Below are 15,527 nucleotides of genomic sequence, written 5' to 3' on the forward strand. Positions count from 1 at the left end.
ATGTGGCGGCCTCGTGCCGACCACGGACGGAAGCATGACACCGGCGACGTGGTACTCACTCGAGGGGCTTGACGCCCGAAGGCCCATTACGGAAGCACTACTTTGGCTGGCCGTCGCCGTTCCTGGAGGCACTCGGGCACCCGGCGGGGCGGGCGATGTACCCGCTCTACGTCGCAGGCTTGATCAGGCCGGGCGAGCGCAAGAGCGTCCAGCCGATGGCTGAGCGCCTGGGGCTGCCGAGCCACGACGCCCTGCACCACTTCATCGCGGGCGGAACCTGGGACATGGAGCCGCTTGAGGCGGCGCTCGTGGCCGAGGGTTGGGAAGGCAGCTTGGAAGGAGACGGGCGGCACGCTGCCGGTGAAGTTCAGGGGGCCAAACGGCGAGGCGTGGAGCGGCCGGGGCCGTTTGCCGAAATGGTTGCAGGTCGCGGAAGCCAAAGGTCGGAAGAAAAAAGAAGTTTTGGTTGAGACCTAATCACGATATTGTTGTTTAGTTCTAGGGCCTGTTAGCGCCTGAATCCTTGGCAAGGTGCGTGCGTTCTCTGGCTTTCTGGAGAACGGGATGGCGCTGACGGATGAGCAGTGGGCGGTGCTGGAGCCTCTTGTCGAGGCCTGCCGCCCGCAGGCCAAGGTACCACCTCAGCACCTGCGCCGGACCATCGGGGCCATTCTCTGGCGGCACGACAACGGCGCGAAGTGGCGGGCCCTGCCGGTGGAGGAGGGGCCCTGGTGGATGGCCGCACAGACCTTCATACGCTGGTCGCGCCTGGGCGTCTGGAAGCGCCTGCTGAGCATGGCGCAGGACCGAGGCATGGGGCTCGGCATGACCTTCCTCGACGGCACCTCCGTGCGGGCGCACGCCAAGGCCGCCGGGGCGGCCAAAAAGGCGCGACAGCGGCGGAGCGGGACGAGCGTGAGGCACTTGGTCGCTCTCGTGGCGGCTTCGGCACCAAGATCTGCGTGATCGCGGACAGCGCAGGCCGCGCCGTCGCCTTCTCACTGGCGCCGGGGCAAGCGCACGAACTGCCCCACGCCGCGCCCCTCCTCGCCACGCTTCCCGGCGTGCCGCTCTGGGTGGTGGGCGACCGCGGCTACTCCAGCCATGCCTTCCGCGAGCACGTCTGGGACCTCGGCGCACGTCCCGCGATACCGCCCAAGAGGAACGAGGCCCCAGTCGCCTGTCCAGACTGGATCTACAACAACCGCAACCGTGTCGAACGCCTCTGGGCCAGGCTCAAGGAGTGGCGCGCCGTGGCGACGCGCTACGAGAAAACTGCCTCGTCTTTCCTCGGCGTCCTCCACCTCGCCGCCACACTCGACTGGATCAGGCGCTAACAGGCCCTAGCTTCAAAAACCAGCCCGACACATAGTCAAGGGACTTCCACTTCTCTGTATAAGCACTAAAAGTGTTTTCCAAATCCCACTTCTGATCATCCGTCTGACTCTGACTTCCCTTATAAGGGGGATTTCCACAGATATATGTCTCGCCGCCCTCGTTTTCGAAGTCAATTTGAGCCTGATCTAACGGTGTATGGAACAGATCATCAGCATTGAGCTTTACGGTGGTTCCTTCCACCGGGCAGATGCTGAGCCAGTCGAGACGCAGTGCATTGCCACAAACAATCCAATTCATGGCATCAAGTGGCAAGAATTCGTCTAGAGCCTCTTTCTGCCCGCGATACAGCACGTCACACTGATACTCGGCGATAATGAGTGCTAGACGCGCGATCTCGGCAGGAAAGCCCCGAAGCTCGATACCTCGGAAATTTCTTAGCGAGATATCACTGCGGCGGTCGGGTTCGCTGCGTCGGCGGTTGATCTCAGCTTCAATCTCTCGCATCTGCTTATATGCAATCACAAGAAAATTGCCTGAACCGCAGGCTGGATCGAAGACCCTGATCTTTGCCATTCGCCGGCGAAGATTGAGTAGAGTTCGACTGTTATTTCCAGCCTCTTCCAACCTGGCTCGCAGCTCATCTAGGAAAAGCGGGTTTAATACTTTCAGGATGTTCGGCATGCTCGTGTAATGCATGCCGAGCGCGCCACGTTCCTCATCGTCTGCGACAGCCTGAATCATCGAGCCGAAAATATCGGGGTTGATCTTCTTCCAATCGAGATTACCGATATTGATCAAGTAGGAGCGGGCAATGCGGCTGAAGCGCGGCACGTCCACACTGTCTGAAAACAGCCCGCCATTGACATAGGGGAACAGGTTCGCCCATCGGACGATCCCGGCCGTTTCGCGGTCCTTCAGCTTTGTGTTCATGGCGCGGAACAGCTCACCGATGACTTGGTGCGTGTCGGACGAGTCTTTCGCGCTCATCTGCGCGACCGTATCCGTAAACATATCGGGCTTAGCGAAAATATCGGTATCTTCGGCGAAGAAGCAGAAAATCAGCCGTGCCATAAAGTGGTTCATGTCGGCACGGCGCGCAGCCGTGCCCCAATCTGGATTATCCCTCAGCAGCTCGATATAGAGGCGATTCAGGCGGCCGGTCGCCTTGATGTCAAAAGCGCTTTCGCGGATCTGACGGACGGTCGTGATGCCGGCGAGCGCGAGAAAAAACCCGAAATGGTCGGGAAAATCCTTATAATCGCAGATGACAGGCGGATCGTTTTCGAAAAGGCTTTCCGCTTGCAGTTCCTGTCCGTCCGTCGCGAGGATGAATTTGGCTTTGGCTCGGGTTGTGGCCGGGCTTTCCCGTAAAGCGCGCAGCGTGTCACCGACCGCGCCGGGCAGGCAGACCTTGATGTGAATATTGTTCGTCTGAAGGACGCCGCCTATATCGGACTTGTTATAGCCACCTGTGCGCAGGCGCTTGATCGTCGCATCTTTGTTGCCGAATGCCCTCAGGAAGGCGAACGGGAACTCCGCGGCATCAAAGGTGCTGTCAGCAAGCTCCGAGACAGCCTGCTCGATTTCAACGGCGTTCATGCTTCTCCGCCCTCATCGCGCCCAACAGGAATCCAGATTTGCTTCAGAGGCAACCTGGCGCGCGTCTCATCTGGAAGCCGGTGATACGTCCTGAACAAGGCATTCAGCAGGTCCGGCATTTGCCAAAGGCGCAGCGTGAAAAAATTATCGTCGAGGATCTTTTGTGCCGGAGGCGTCACGCCGGACAAGGACACCAGAAGACCCGTCGCGGCTTTCGCATTCGTCATCGCGCCCTGAAGGCTTAGGACCACTGCATTATCGGCAGGCTTGTCGCCCGATTTTACCTGGACGCAGATACGGCGCTCGCCGAAGCCAAGGGCGCCATCGGCCGCGAGGATGTCGCGGCTGTTATCCGGGCCAGGTGGCGAGACACGAACGCTATAGCCATCAGCTTCAAGGATTTCGCCAACGAGCTGGGCGAGCGCATGGCCGGCAAACTCGGACTTTATAAGCGCGATGAGCTGTTGATTGGCGAGGTCTTCGATATCGGTTGGCGCATCCTCCGCATCCTCCACCTCATCCGTGGCCACCGGTGAAGGCTTGCTGGGCTTGGGAATAGCAAGCGAGGGACCTGGGTCTTTGCCAGTCTCGATGACTGCCTGTATGCGCTTCAGGGCTTCGTTGCGGGAAATCTCGCAAATCGTCATGAACGCGCCGAGCGAGAACCGCAAATCCTGCTTTATCGCGGTGCGGGGCAGATCGACGCGCTTCCATTCGATGGAGCGGACATGGCGCAGGGCCGGATCATCGCTGTACGCATATGGTCCGGTAACGCGGCCGATCGCCACGCCGGGCGTCAGCTTCCGGGGCATCACCACCAGGTCGCCGATCGCAATCGTGTTGCGGAACTGGTTGAGCTGTGCCGCAAAGTTCTTGCGCGTGTTCAGGCCTTCGCTCGGCAACGCCTCGGTGATTTTGACGAGAACGGCGTCCCGATCCTTGGCGGGGGTCAGGTCGGCGACTTCGATGAAGCCGGGCGCGAGCACGCTTTGCGAGATCGCCGCCGTCTCGCGCTCGCCATTTTTCCCCGCACGTACAAGCCACAGACGCGCCAAGGGTCACACCAGCCTTGGCTGTTCAGGGTGGGGCTTGTTCTCTGGCCTGACCGGCAACGCGCCGATCTCTTCACCGGCCGCCTTTTCAGCGAGTCGGAGGTCATAGGCCGATTGCAGGTTGAGCCAGAATTCGGCCGAGGTCTGGAACCAGTGGCCGAGGCGAAGGGCGGTGTCGCCGGTGATGGCGCGCTTGCCGTTGATGATCTGCGAGACGCGGTTGGCCGGCACGTTGATCTGACGGGCCAGCTCGGTCGGCGAGACGCCAAGCTCGTCCAGCTCTTCGGCGAGGATCTCACCGGGATGGATGGGCGGTCTGCTCATGGTGCGGTCCTCCTTCAGTGGTAGTCTACGATTTCGACGTTCGACGGGCCGGATGCGTCCAGCGGCCATTCGAAACAGATGCGCCATTGCTGGTTGATCCGGATCGAAAACTGGCCGGCCCGGTCGCCTCTCAAGGCTTCAAGCCGGTTGCTCGGGATGCCGCGCAGGTCGGCGAGGCTGATGGCGGCGGCCAGGATGTCCAGCCGCCGGTAAGCCTGCCGCTCGAACCCGGAAAAGGCCGCGACCCGCTCCCCGGCCGCGAACTGGGCCGTTCGTTTGTCGCGATATCCCAAAATCACTTGGCCAGCATAACAGGTTTGATGTTTGACGTCAAGCGTACATCAAACTGCTGTCCCCCCTCGATGGAAATTTCGGGCGCCTTGGCCGCTCTCGTGGGTCTTACCGCCGCGAGGGCGATGACGACCTTCTGGCCGCTAAACGCGACTACGCCTGGGTGAACCCCCGGCCTGACGCCATCACCGTCCTCCAACAGCTCCCTGCTTGGTTCGAGGACTACAACGCCGTCCACCCTCACTCTGGCTTGCGCATGCTCTCGCCCCGTGAGCTCATCGCCAGTCAGTCGTCCGCTCCAGCCGGGTGTCCAGTTTGATGGGGAGCACTCCATCAAGAAGCTTTCTTGCCGGTCCGCCTAGCTCATCCACAAGGGTCACATACGCAGACCACGCGCGCGTACTTCCTGCTCCTGCCGTTCAGTCGCCGCTGTCGCTGCCGCAGCGGCCAGCTCCACCCGATCCGCCGCCACCCGTTGCAGGTGATCAAGCACGCCCCGCACCGCCGCGGCGACAGACTGATGTCCCTGGCGACGCGCCAAGTCGTTCCAGTCGCTGCCCCGATCCCCGCTCGGGAAGAACGGCACTGCCGCAGCGCCGCCCACGGCCTTCGCGGCGGCCTCGGCTTTCTCCTTGCCTACGTTCGGCAGTGGCACCGCCCGCCGCGGCAAGTGGTGGTCGTTATCTCCCGCGATGACGATGAGCCGCGACGGGTCGGCCGCCCGGTATGCCTTCGCCACGGCCGCCAGGTTCCCGGCGTTGAAGGCCACGGCCACCGGCAGGCCTGTCGCCTCGTGCAGCGTCGCCCCCGTGGCGTAGCCCTCGGCTATGAGCAGGGGCTCACCCGGCCTCGGCCGGCCGCCAATCAGCGCGTGCCCGCCCTCGGTTCTGGCGCCTTTCAGGAACAGCTTGGACCCGTCCACGTCTACCCGCTGCACGCCCCAAAGCCGCCCGTCCGCTCCCTGCACCGGCACCAGCAGCCGGCCGCGCCGGTCCTGCCGCAACCCGTGCGCCCGCACCCCCTTGGCCGCGAGATAGGGGTGCGAGGTCGCCGGCGCCGCCGCGGCCCATAGCCGATGCGCCATCCTCGCCGCCCGCTCCTGGGTGTCGTGGCGCTCCCGCGCCCGCTCCGCGGAGCGGGCCGCCGCCTCGGCCGCGAACGTCGCCCGCTCAGCCGGTGCCATCTGCGCCACGGGCCGCTCGGCCTTCCAGCGGATCTCGGTCCCGGTCTTGTGGTTGCGGATGTAGCCCGCCGGCCAGCCGTCGAGGTGCCCGACGTAGGTTCCCGACTTCTGCCCCTTCCGGTCCCTCTCCACGGGAACCCGATGCATTTTCCCGTCCATCTCCACCGGCCCGGCCACGCGCAGCCCGGCCCGGTGCAACGCCACGGCGAAGTCTGCCGCTGCGTCGGCCTCCATGAAGCGCGGCGCCTCACGTCGCCCTGGAGCTGCGGCAGCTCGCGGGGCAGGCGCGGGAATGCTCTGGGCAGGCTCTACCGGGCGGGCGGGAGCCTGCACCCCGTCGCGGCCCTGGCGCGGCTCCTGGGCCGCCTGGGCGGGCTTCTGGCCCCTGCCCTGCCCCATGCCCGCCAGCACCGCCCCGCGCTCGTCCAGGGCCAGCGCCAGGCGATCCGCGACCGCAGCCACAGCGCCCTCCTCGCGCTTCCTCTGCGCCGCCCGCCGCACGCTCGGCCGCGGTGCTCCCTTCGCTCCTGCCGCTGTCCGTCGCCAGTAGGCCGCCGCATCCACCGGCCGCGCTTGGTCAGCCTGCTTTGGCCGGGGCGCCCGGTGCCGCTCGGCCGCCGCCCGGCTCTGCGCCCGGTTGTCGCGCGCCCGGTCGCGCACGGCCCTGGCCTCGCCCTCGGCCGGCCACCGGTCCTCGCGTCCGCGGTCCTGCAGAACGGTTCCACCGGCCCGTCGCAGCCGCTCGGCCAGCTCGCGCACCGCCTGCCAGCGGGCATCGAGCGCCTGCCGCAGCCGCTCCACCGCCTGGCCCACCGCCCGGCCGTCACGGCGGTCGCGGAGCTGTGCCCCCAGCGTCGCCCGCGGCTCGCCGGCCACCTCGCGCGCCTCGGCCCGGCGGAACCCGGCCTGCATGGCGTGCGCGGCGCTGCGGCCGATATCTCGAGCGCGATCCATGAAGTCGAGCGCCGACGCCTTCGCCGGCTGACGCGCCAGGTTCCGCGCCACGTTCTCCCATACATCGCCCTCGCCCACCGGCCGGGCATCCCCCAGCGCCCGGCGCACCATCACCTCGCGCCGCTCAGCCCCGTCCGAGGTGATGAGGAAGGCGGAATCCTTGTGCCGGCTCTCGGCCGTGTAGCCCTTAAAGCCCTGCACCCCCGCCGATCCCGCCGGCATGGCGTTGATGTGCTCGCTGCTGGTGATCCCCTGCGCCGCGTCGATGGTCAGCACGTCACCCGGCGCCAGCCGCGTGCGGCCGTTCTTCTTGTCCGCCAGGCTTTCCCACGACACCGCGCCGTCGCGGCCCGCGGCCGTCCGCAGCACGATCCCGTCTGCGGTCACGTCGCGGACCTCGAGCACGCTGCCGTTGTTGCCGATGTTACCCCGGCCGCCGTCAAGGAAGCGGGCGTTGAGGCGGTCGAACAGCCGCACCCGGTCGCCCGGCGCCAGGGTGAGATTGTAGGCAGCGCCGGCCTGGTCGGTCGCGCGCACGCTGAACACGTCCGCCCCCAGCTCGCCCATCGCCCGGCGTTCCTCGCGCAGCGCGAGCGACACGGCGCGGGCGTCCGCGTTCGTCGGCGCCGTGACGCTGATCGAGAACCCCGCATCCCCGGCGTTCGCCTCGCGCCGCTGCCGCCATAGCTCGGCCACCCGCCGCACGGCGTCGTCGTAGCCCCCCGGCACCGCCTCGGCCGTGCCATCCTCGCGCTTCATGGCCAGCGCCTCGGCCGCCTTGCCGTCGCGGAACAGCCCGGCGATCTCGCGCTCGCGCTCCGTGCGCTGCCGGCGCGTGGTGAGGATTTCCGGCACCGCCTCTGGTCCCAGCGCCCGGCGCATGAGGTTGACCACCGGCCCAGCCTCAATGCCCTGGCATTGCTTGTCGTCACCAACCGCGACGATGCGGAACCCGTGCTGCTCGCGCAGCCGCAGCAACTCCAGCATCTGCCGAGCGCCCACCTGCCCCAGCTCGTCCACCACCACCACTGTCCGCGTCCCGACCGAGATGCGACCGGCTTTGACCCCGTGCAGGAAGCCGGTCAGGGCGGCGACGCTGCCCACGCCGGCCTCCTTCAGCGGCTCGGCCTGGCGCCAGGCGATGGCCACGCCCACCACGTTGTCCCCTTGGGCCTTCCAGGCATCCACCAGCGGGCGCAACAGGGCGGTCTTGCCCGACCCGGCCACACCCACCGCCACGCCCACGGCACCGCCCGTGCCGAGGCGCAGCATGGCCGCGTGCTGGGCCTTCCCGTGGTCATCACCAAAGTCCAAGCCGCTGCGCTCCACCGCAGCGGCCAGGGCGGCGGGGGACAGAGCACGGCTGCGATCCGCCGCGGCAGCCTTGGCCAGCGCCACGGCCTCGCCCTCCTGGGCGACGTGCAGCGCCGTCGTCACCTTCACCTCGTCGCGCTCGCCGTCGCGCCCCCACACCAGCCCCGTGAGCTGGCCATCCTGGCGCACCCCGCGCTCGCGCATGGTCCGCGTCAGGGCGTCCACGTCGGCCCGGCCACCGTCTGCCCCTGGCGTCATGCCGGCGGCGATCAGGGCGCGGGCCGCCGCGGCGCGCAGGTCCGCCCCGTTGAGCACGGAAGCGCAGGAGAACTCGGCTTCGAGGAAGGGCAAGGCCGCCTCGTAGCCGGCTTCCAGGCGGGCCGCCCGGCTCTGCTCCCGTGGCGCCTCGGCGGCCTGGCGCTGTGGCGCCACGACGCCACGGTGCTGCCAGCCGACGGCCGCGGCCTGGCCGCGCCAGGCGGCAAAGTCGCTGAGGTCGTCCGCCTTGCTCTTACGGGCCGCCTTCGTGCCGCCCTTGAGGAAGTCCACCTGCATGTCCGGCGTCATGGCGTCCCAATCAAGACCGCGCTTCGCCGCCTCCTCGCGCGCCGCCTCGGTGCCGTCGCGGGTGCGCTTGCTGAACGCCTCGCAGACCGCCTCCGGGATGGCCGGCAGGCGGGCCATGCCGGTGCGTTCCTCCAGCTCCACTGCCACCCCGACGCGGCGCAGGTTCGCCGCGATCTGCGCCTGGTAGAAGGCGCCGAACTCGTGAATGCGCGTCCGGGTCGGGTTGAGGTCCAGGGCGCCGAGATGTCCGCCGTCCGTCAGGACCAGATTGGGCACCGCGCAATGGGTGTGGAGCTGCGGGTCCCCTGCCCCCGAGGGATCGCGCTCCATGCGGAGGGTGAAGAACTCGGTGCGGTTCTCGCCCGTCCTCTGGTCGGTGACGACCACGCTCGCGGTCGGGCGGGCGGTGAAGTGCTCGAAGCCGATCCACGCGATGTGCCCGGCCTCGGTGCCTCCGCTGCCGGCCTTGCCGCGGCGGACCTGGCCGATTTCCCGGGCGACGTAGCGCAGCGAGGCGTCAACCGCGTCCCGGTGCGCCTGGAGAATGGTCGCCCGCTCGGCCTCGGTCGGGGCGAACGCCCACGCCAGGCTGACACTCTTGGGCGCCGAGAAACACAGGTCGATGTAGCTGACACTGCGCGTGGTCGCGGCCTCGTTCGTCGCCAGCTCGCCCCCGTCCGCCCGCCGACCGGCGAGGATCTGACTGACCTGCTCCACGGTCGGCGTGCCGTGCGGGTCCAATCCCAGCGCCGCCGCCAGACCGGGGTGCATGTCTCGCCGCGGCTGCGGCCGAGTGCCCCGGCGCGGCGCTTCCGGTCCCGGCTCGCCGTCCGGTCCCTTCCCTGCCCCCAGCTCGGCCGCCCGGTTCCGGGTGTAGTAGTCCCCCATCGCCACGGCTTCGGGCGAGAGGGTTTCTTCCATCAGGTGATCGGCCATCGCCCGCGCACCGCCAGGGGTGACGGTGGCCGCGCCCTTGCGGAAGGTCAGCACCGGCCGGGCCTGCTACTGCTGCGACAGCGGCCCCGGCCGCCGGCCGGCGTGGCCCTCGTCGTCCTGGGCATCCTCCACCGGCCCACCGCCGGCCACAGCCTCGATGCGGTGCAGGATTCCAGTCTGCTCGTCCAGGCGTTCCACGATCTGCGTCAGCAAGCCCGGCAGCGGGCTCTCGCCGGCTTCCTCGGTCGCCGCCTCAAGGATGGCTTGCAGCATTTCGGTGTGGGTGGCCTGTGTCTCCACCATCATCCGCAGCCCTTGGGTCAGGGTCTCGACGGTGCTGTTCAACCGGGCGATCTCGGCGGCGATCGGGTCGGACATGGCGGGCTCTCCAAGTGGTCGTTCGGCACCATCCCGAGGTCGCCCGGCACGGGCAAGATGGGCATCCTTCTAGGGTGCATTGGTCTGTAGTGACCTTCTCCTATCCCCCCTACCCCGCCCTCGAAGCACCTTTGTCACGCTTTGGCGTCACTTCCGTCGCGAGTTGCAAGCAGCCTGTAGCGGCCCTCGTCGCGGTCGTGGCTCAGACCGTCTCTAATTGGTCTCGCAAAATACCGTTTTTACAATTATGATTCTCCGATGCTCACTGACTGTGTGACTTCCGACGAGGTTTTATCGGGTGTTTTTCACGAACAAGTGTCTCGGCCTCCTGTCTAACCGGGCTGCGAATGGCTCTGCGGGTCAGGATGGACATGAAGGATGAAGAGGGCGAAGCGGCCCGCGTCCGCGCGGCCCTGGACGCCATGGAAGGGCGCTCACCCCTTTACGACTGGCTGCGGCAACACCGGGTCCTGTTGGAGGCGAGATTCGCCGTCAGCCGTCCACGTTGGGCCGCCGTCGCCAAGGTCCTTTCCGACCTCGGCGTGCGGGATGCTGCCGGCCGATCACCCACCGCCGGCACCGCCCGGCAAGCTTGGTACCGGGTGCGGTCGGGTCCGGTCACGGGCACCCGCCCGGCACCGGTACCCGTGCTGACCTCCCGGCCGCAGCCTGCCCCCGACGCGGCACCGCAGTCGCCAGCTCCCGCGCACTTCGACCCGATGGAAGGCGCCTTCGATCCGAAGCCGCCGCCTCGGTTCAAGCCCGCATCCCTGAAATGACCAGAGGACCAGTCATGAAAAGCACCCCGACCGCGGCGCCTCAGCCCGCCCCCTCCCCCGCGACCGGCCCTCGCCTGTTCGGCCGCGCCCGCTCCATCGAGGGCGAACGGGAAATCCCGGTCGGTCCGGCCGCCCGCCCCCGCGAGGACGCCGCGATGGCCCTGCCCACCGCCCCGGCCGTGGACCTGGGTGATGGTCCCAAGGCCCTGTTCGTCATGGGGCCCGGCCGCAGCGGCAAGACCACGCTGCTGCGATATATCCTGGAGGAGGCCCGCCCCGGGAAGCCGGCGCCCATCGCCGCGGCGCTCGACCCGCAGAACCGTTCGCTCGCCAGCTTCGTCAACGACGTGGCGCAGCCCGACACGACCGATCCCGTGGGGGTCGCCCGCTGGGCGGAAGAACTGCTCGGCTTCGTCATGGCCGAGAAGCAGAGCGCCCTCCTCGACATGGGCGGCGGCGACCTGAGCATGGGCAAGCTGCTGGAAGACGTGCCCGACCTGGCCGGCAGCCTGGAGGAATCCGGCGTGCAGCCGGTCGCACTTTATACTCTGTCACCGCGCGTCGATGACCTGGGTGTGCTGGCCGGCTACGAGGCCCAGGGCTTCCAGCCCAAGGCCACGGCTCTGATCCTCAACGCCGGCTTGGCCGATCCCACTATGCCGCGGGAGGACGCCTTTGCCCGCGTGCTGCGGCACAGCGCATTTCGCACCGCCGTGGAGCGCGGGGCGGTGACGATCTGGATGCCGCGGCTGGACGCGGGCGTTGCGGCCGAGATCGAGGGCAAGCGGCTGCGCTTCGGCCAGGCCCGTGACGGTCAGGCCCCGACCGACCAGCCCGGCGCCATCCTCGGCCCCTTCGACCGCTCCCGCGTCCGCAAGTGGATGGCGGACATGGCCGCGGCCCTGCTGCCGATCCGCTCGTGGATCCCGTGAACACAACAGCTGCAGCACCCTCCGACCCGCGCGCGGCCATCGGCCGCGCCCGCGCCGATCTGCGCGTGGCCGCGTCGAAGGCGCAACTGGAAGGCGACCCGCTCGGCCCGGTCCTCGACGCATTCGGGGCCAGCCTCGGTGCCATGGGCGAGGTGCTGGACCACGCAGAGGCCAGCCGGCAGCCAATGGACGCCTCAGCGCGGGCAGAAATGACCCGCCAGCTCGTGCAGGCGTGCCGGGCCGACTTCGTGCGCCAAGCCGGCGCGCAGTCCCGGCGCCTGGCCGTGCTGTCGGGTCTCGGGGCGGCGGTGCTGCTGTTGGGGGCGCTGGGCGGGGGCTACCTGTGGGGACGGTCCACGGAGACGGCGGAAGTGCGCGAGGCTACGGGCGTGATCCGCGCCGCGCTGTCGGATGGCTCGACCTCGGCGCGGGCCTGGGCTGACGCCATCCGCCGCAACGACCTCGTGGGCCTGCTGGCGCGCTGCGAGGGGCGAACGGTGTGGGCCGACGCCGCCGGCCGGCGGGCCTGTGCCGTGCCGCTGTGGCTGGACGAGGCGCAGCCCCCGATGGCGCCGGCCGGGCCGCGCTCGTAGCAGCGATGCCCCTCCCATGGGCGATCCGCAGGGTGGGCTCCGCACTCTGCACTGTCGCTTAGCTGCTGCTTGCCCCGCTGCTCTACCTGGCGCGGGGGCCAGCGAGGGGCTTGCTGGCCGGGCTGAGCTTCCTCGGTATCGTCTGCGCCTTCGCAGGCCTTTTGAGCATCCGGTCCGCACTCGACGCCGGGCAACCGCTCTTGGAACCGCTCGGCATGATCTGGGGTGGCGGGGCTGTTGGGCTGCTTTGCCTTTGGCTGCGCACCCGCATTCCCAGCATGTGGATTGACTATGACTGACAATCGTAAAGCTGTCTTGCGTCTTACTGCTTTACGCAATACCGCTTTACGCCTCTAGCTTCTTCCGCGGCGCCTGGGCTGGGGCCGCTCCTCAAGGTCGTGGCTGGAAACCTGCACGCCATGCTTCGCCAAGGCTTCCGCGATTACGCGACGCTGCGTCGTGCCCTTGTCGATCGCAAAGCGGGCAAGGGCTTCCAAAGTGCCTTCGGTCATCCGGACGGACAGGACGGCCGGCCTGTCGTCTCCCTGGCGCTGGACGATGGCCGGAGGCTGCTGCGGTGCTGCCTCGCCAGCCGCGCGCAGCATCTCGTCGGGAGAGATGGCCGGCGCCGGCCTGGTGCTCTTGAGGCCCTTCAACGGTGCGGCTCCTGTGTCTTTGCGGCCTGCGTCTTTACGTCTTTCGGACTTGCGTCTTGCAGCTTGGCGCTTGGCGCCTTTTTCTTCCCGACTGCTACGGGCTTGCCCGGCAGCCACCCTAGTTCCCGCAGTTCGTCCACCAGGGCCGCCGCCTCTGCCCCCGCCTTCCCGGACGGCATGCGCCCTGAGAAGCCCATCTCTCCGTAAGCCACGAGGTCGGAGAGGGTGGTAGCCAGCTTCGGCAGCGTCGCCGCCTCGGCGGCGGCGTGCTTGGAGAGTGCCGTGGAGGACCGCACACGGTTGAGCACGACGCGGGCGGGTATCTCACGGCGGGCCGCCGACGCGACGCCGGCCACCAGTTCGACGGTGCGGGCAGCCTCGGTCACGTCGCCCTCTCCCGGCACCATCGGGATCAGCACCCCGTCTGCCGCGGTCATGGCAACGGTCGCGGCGCGGTTGCCGAAGCCGGCCGTGTCCACCACCACCACCTCAGCCTCCTGGGCCATTCGATGGATCAGATGGGCCAGCTTCGCCTCGTCCGGTTCGTGGTGACAGACGAAGGCGGCTCCCTCGTAGAGCCTGGACGCCCACCGGGACAGACCGGCAGTTGGGTCGGCGTCGAGCACGGCAACGCCAACCCCCCGCGCCGCGAGGGTGCCTGCGATGATCTGCGATAGCGTTGTCTTGCCTGGCCCACCCTTCGAGCTGGCAACGGTGATAATCGACATGGTTGCTCCAACCGCAGACGCCCTACGTCAAGATAGCAAGCGTCAACACGGCTTGACTACATCGACAATCGTCAAGGGTAAAGCGTATTACACCTATACGCTTCTCACTAACGAGCGTTCGATGATCCTTCCTGGCAAAGAGGCATCGTGGTTGTTTAGTTTCTTAATTGACCAATCATCGTGGGCACTCCCTAGGAGTCCAGCATGTCGGACAGTTCCAATCCTGCCGCAGCAGCCAGCGGCAACCCGGTCAAGCGTCGCCCTGGCCGTCCGGCTGGCGGCGACATGGCGCAACTGACGCTCCGTATCCCCCGCGCGCACCTGCTCGCGCTCATGGAGGAAAGCGCTCGCCGCTCGGTGGAAACGGGCCGCAACGTCACTCCGCAAGCCATCATCGCCGGCATGATCGCCGCGGGTCTCGCGACCAAGAGCGAGAATGCGCCGGCCGAGTAGCGGCTCGGCGACGCCGATCCGAACCAATCACCGAAGCATCATGAGATAGAATAATTTTTCAATTTAAAAACGTTGACGGGGAAAGCGGGGGGGGGGGCTAATCTCCTTCTCAGCCGAGGCGCTTCGCTTCGGCTGCTAGAGCAAGGTGCTCCCCAATGTCGTTTCTCCGTTCCTCTCGTTCCTTCGGCTCCACCCGCGCCGCGATGGGCGCCAGCCCGCTGTCCGACGGAGAGCTGATGCAGCTCGCCCCGTCCGCCTTCGCGACCGAGGCCCATTCCTCCCGCTCCGCGCGCTATGCCTACATTCCGACCGCAGACGTGATTGCGGGCCTGCGGCGTGAGGGCTTCGCTCCCGTGCTGGCGCGGCAGACCCGCCCGCGCGACGCCGACCGCAGCGGCCACACGAAGCACCTCATCCGCTTCCGCCACGAGGGCCAAGCCATCCAGCCGCGCCGCGTCGGCATGACTTTCCCCGAGGTCGTGCTCATCAACTCCCACGACGGAACCAGCGCCTACCACGTCACCGCGGGCGTGTTCCGCCTTGCCTGCCTCAACGGCATGGTGGTGTCTGACGGGCCGGAACGCTCGGTGAAGGTGCCGCACAAGGGCGACGTGGTGCGCCAGGTGATCGAAGGCAGCTTCGAGGTTCTGGACGCCTCGCGCCAAGCTATCGAGGCGGCCGACACCTGGGCCGGCGTCACCCTTAACCGCGACGAACAGCACGCCCTTGCGGATGCGGCCCGCGTGCTGCGCTTCGGGGACGAGGAAGGCAACGTGTCCACCCCGATCCAGGCGGATCAGTTGTTGCGCGCCCGCCGGGTCGCGGACGCTTCGGACGATCTGTGGACCACCTTCAACCGGGTGCAGGAAAACACCATCCGCGGCGGCCTCCAGGCGTGGGGCAGGGACGGCAACAACCGTCCGCGCCGCGTCACCTCGCGCGAGGTCACGGGCATTGACCAGGATGTGAAGCTCAACCGGGCTCTGTGGATGCTGGGCGAGCGCATGGCGGCTCTCAAGGGCGCCGCCTGACGGGCAGGGGCGGGGAGCGATCCCCGCCCCTCCTTTCCCCTCCTGCTCCACCCCGTCGAAAGCTCCGCATCATGGATTGCCACGCCCTGCCCATCCTGGGCCTTCCGCTCATCCTCAACGACGACGCCGGCAACGGCCTGGCGCTCGGCACCAGCTCGGAAGATCCCGCCTACCTCCTGGCCGTGATCGAGGACGGCAACGGCCGCGCTATCATCCGCAACCTCATCGACGCCGAAAGCGAGGCGCTGTTGCTGGCCATGCTGAACCAGCGCGCGGCCGTGCGCGCCGCCGCGGCGATTCCGCCCTATCGTGCTGCGCCAGGCGCCGCCGGGGCCTCGCCGTGACCGCGTTGCGGGTGGTGCGGGCGGGCGTCGGCCCACCCCCGCTGCCCCGCTCCGCGCTCCGCCGCTGGCCGCCTC

16 protein-coding genes and 2 pseudogenes are annotated in these 15,527 nt (G+C 67.8%); 10 read left to right on the top strand and 8 right to left on the bottom strand.

Annotation, left to right across the window (positions count from 1 at the left end):
* Positions 1–68: 68 nt before the first annotated feature.
* The 3 genes and pseudogenes from BUB97_RS27065 to BUB97_RS25645 form a co-directional block, all read left to right on the top strand.
* A pseudogene (locus BUB97_RS27065) lies at positions 69–311 on the top strand (transposase); the annotation flags it as partial.
* Between the two features lie 49 nt (positions 312–360).
* Positions 361–477, top strand: a complete 117-nt coding sequence (locus BUB97_RS27500) for an H-NS family nucleoid-associated regulatory protein (RefSeq protein WP_408906151.1) — start codon at positions 361–363, stop codon at positions 475–477.
* Positions 478–564: 87 nt separating this feature from the next.
* Positions 565–1,337 (top strand): IS5 family transposase gene (locus BUB97_RS25645; protein ID WP_139281435.1). Its coding sequence is split into 2 segments (ribosomal slippage): positions 565–883 and positions 883–1,337, totalling 774 coding nucleotides; the frame shifts between segments, so codons are not numbered across the junction.
* Here BUB97_RS25645 and BUB97_RS22725 read toward each other — a convergent pair.
* The 4 genes from BUB97_RS22725 to BUB97_RS22740 are packed head-to-tail and all read right to left on the bottom strand — an operon-like array spanning position 1,327 to position 4,612.
* Positions 1,327–2,937 (bottom strand): DNA methyltransferase, encoded by a 1,611-nt coding sequence (locus BUB97_RS22725; protein ID WP_338141793.1) that lies wholly within the window; start codon positions 2,935–2,937, stop codon positions 1,327–1,329. The two genes, BUB97_RS25645 and BUB97_RS22725, sit on opposite strands and share 11 nt — an antisense overlap.
* Positions 2,934–3,992: a restriction endonuclease gene (locus tag BUB97_RS22730; protein ID WP_073139368.1), complete on the bottom strand. Its 1,059-nt coding sequence runs from the start codon at positions 3,990–3,992 to the stop codon at positions 2,934–2,936. The genes BUB97_RS22725 and BUB97_RS22730 overlap by 4 nt, the downstream gene beginning before the upstream one ends.
* A gap of 3 nt (positions 3,993–3,995) precedes the next feature.
* On the bottom strand, positions 3,996–4,313 hold the full coding sequence (locus BUB97_RS22735; protein WP_073139370.1) for a HigA family addiction module antitoxin: 318 nt from the start codon (positions 4,311–4,313) through the stop codon (positions 3,996–3,998).
* Positions 4,314–4,327: 14 nt separating this feature from the next.
* The gene (locus BUB97_RS22740) at positions 4,328–4,612 is read right to left on the bottom strand and encodes a type II toxin-antitoxin system RelE/ParE family toxin (RefSeq protein ID WP_073139373.1); all 285 of its coding nucleotides are present in this window, start codon (positions 4,610–4,612) and stop codon (positions 4,328–4,330) included.
* Positions 4,613–4,749: 137 nt separating this feature from the next.
* On the opposite strand from BUB97_RS22740, the pseudogene BUB97_RS26015 reads away from it, so the two are divergent.
* Positions 4,750–4,923, top strand: a pseudogene (locus tag BUB97_RS26015) (integrase core domain-containing protein); the annotation flags it as partial.
* 57 nt (positions 4,924–4,980) lie between these two features.
* Here BUB97_RS26015 and mobF read toward each other — a convergent pair.
* Positions 4,981–9,612, bottom strand: coding sequence for a MobF family relaxase (gene mobF, locus BUB97_RS27340; RefSeq protein ID WP_073139376.1), 4,632 nt, complete (start codon positions 9,610–9,612; stop codon positions 4,981–4,983).
* A 12-nt stretch (positions 9,613–9,624) separates the two neighbouring features.
* The gene (locus tag BUB97_RS22755) at positions 9,625–9,936 is read right to left on the bottom strand and encodes a hypothetical protein (RefSeq protein WP_073139378.1); all 312 of its coding nucleotides are present in this window, start codon (positions 9,934–9,936) and stop codon (positions 9,625–9,627) included.
* Between the two features lie 371 nt (positions 9,937–10,307).
* On the opposite strand from BUB97_RS22755, the gene BUB97_RS26020 reads away from it, so the two are divergent.
* From BUB97_RS26020 to BUB97_RS22765, 3 genes are read left to right on the top strand one after another with little or no spacing between them, the layout of a single operon-like run.
* Entirely contained in the window at positions 10,308–10,715 is a 408-nt protein-coding gene (locus tag BUB97_RS26020; protein ID WP_139281436.1) for a hypothetical protein, read from the top strand.
* 14 nt (positions 10,716–10,729) lie between these two features.
* Positions 10,730–11,647 carry a DEAD/DEAH box helicase family protein gene (locus tag BUB97_RS22760; RefSeq protein ID WP_073139381.1) on the top strand — a complete coding sequence of 306 codons (918 nt, stop codon included), beginning with the start codon at positions 10,730–10,732 and terminating at the stop codon, positions 11,645–11,647.
* Positions 11,644–12,240 (top strand): hypothetical protein, encoded by a 597-nt coding sequence (locus tag BUB97_RS22765; protein ID WP_139281437.1) that lies wholly within the window; start codon positions 11,644–11,646, stop codon positions 12,238–12,240. The genes BUB97_RS22760 and BUB97_RS22765 overlap by 4 nt, the downstream gene beginning before the upstream one ends.
* A 353-nt stretch (positions 12,241–12,593) precedes the next feature.
* On the opposite strand, the gene BUB97_RS22775 is transcribed toward BUB97_RS22765, so the two are convergent.
* Together BUB97_RS22775 and BUB97_RS22780 are read right to left on the bottom strand one after the other, a co-directional pair.
* On the bottom strand, positions 12,594–12,896 hold the full coding sequence (locus BUB97_RS22775; protein ID WP_073139390.1) for a hypothetical protein: 303 nt from the start codon (positions 12,894–12,896) through the stop codon (positions 12,594–12,596).
* The gene (locus tag BUB97_RS22780) at positions 12,893–13,624 is read right to left on the bottom strand and encodes a ParA family protein (protein WP_073139392.1); all 732 of its coding nucleotides are present in this window, start codon (positions 13,622–13,624) and stop codon (positions 12,893–12,895) included. The genes BUB97_RS22775 and BUB97_RS22780 overlap by 4 nt, the downstream gene beginning before the upstream one ends.
* A gap of 204 nt (positions 13,625–13,828) precedes the next feature.
* On the opposite strand from BUB97_RS22780, the gene BUB97_RS26025 reads away from it, so the two are divergent.
* The 3 genes from BUB97_RS26025 (at position 13,829) to BUB97_RS22790 (ending at position 15,452) form a co-directional block, all read left to right on the top strand.
* Positions 13,829–14,077 carry a hypothetical protein gene (locus BUB97_RS26025; protein WP_139281438.1) on the top strand — a complete coding sequence of 83 codons (249 nt, stop codon included), beginning with the start codon at positions 13,829–13,831 and terminating at the stop codon, positions 14,075–14,077.
* A 236-nt stretch (positions 14,078–14,313) separates the two neighbouring features.
* Entirely contained in the window at positions 14,314–15,108 is a 795-nt protein-coding gene (locus BUB97_RS22785) for a DUF932 domain-containing protein (protein WP_245818422.1), read from the top strand.
* Between the two features lie 71 nt (positions 15,109–15,179).
* Positions 15,180–15,452 (top strand): hypothetical protein, encoded by a 273-nt coding sequence (locus BUB97_RS22790; RefSeq protein ID WP_073139397.1) that lies wholly within the window; start codon positions 15,180–15,182, stop codon positions 15,450–15,452.
* The last annotated feature ends 75 nt before the right edge of the window (positions 15,453–15,527 follow it).

The sequence above is a fragment of the Muricoccus roseus genome (genome assembly GCF_900141905.1).
GTDB classification, from domain to species: Bacteria; Pseudomonadota; Alphaproteobacteria; order Acetobacterales; family Acetobacteraceae; genus Roseomonas; species Roseomonas rosea.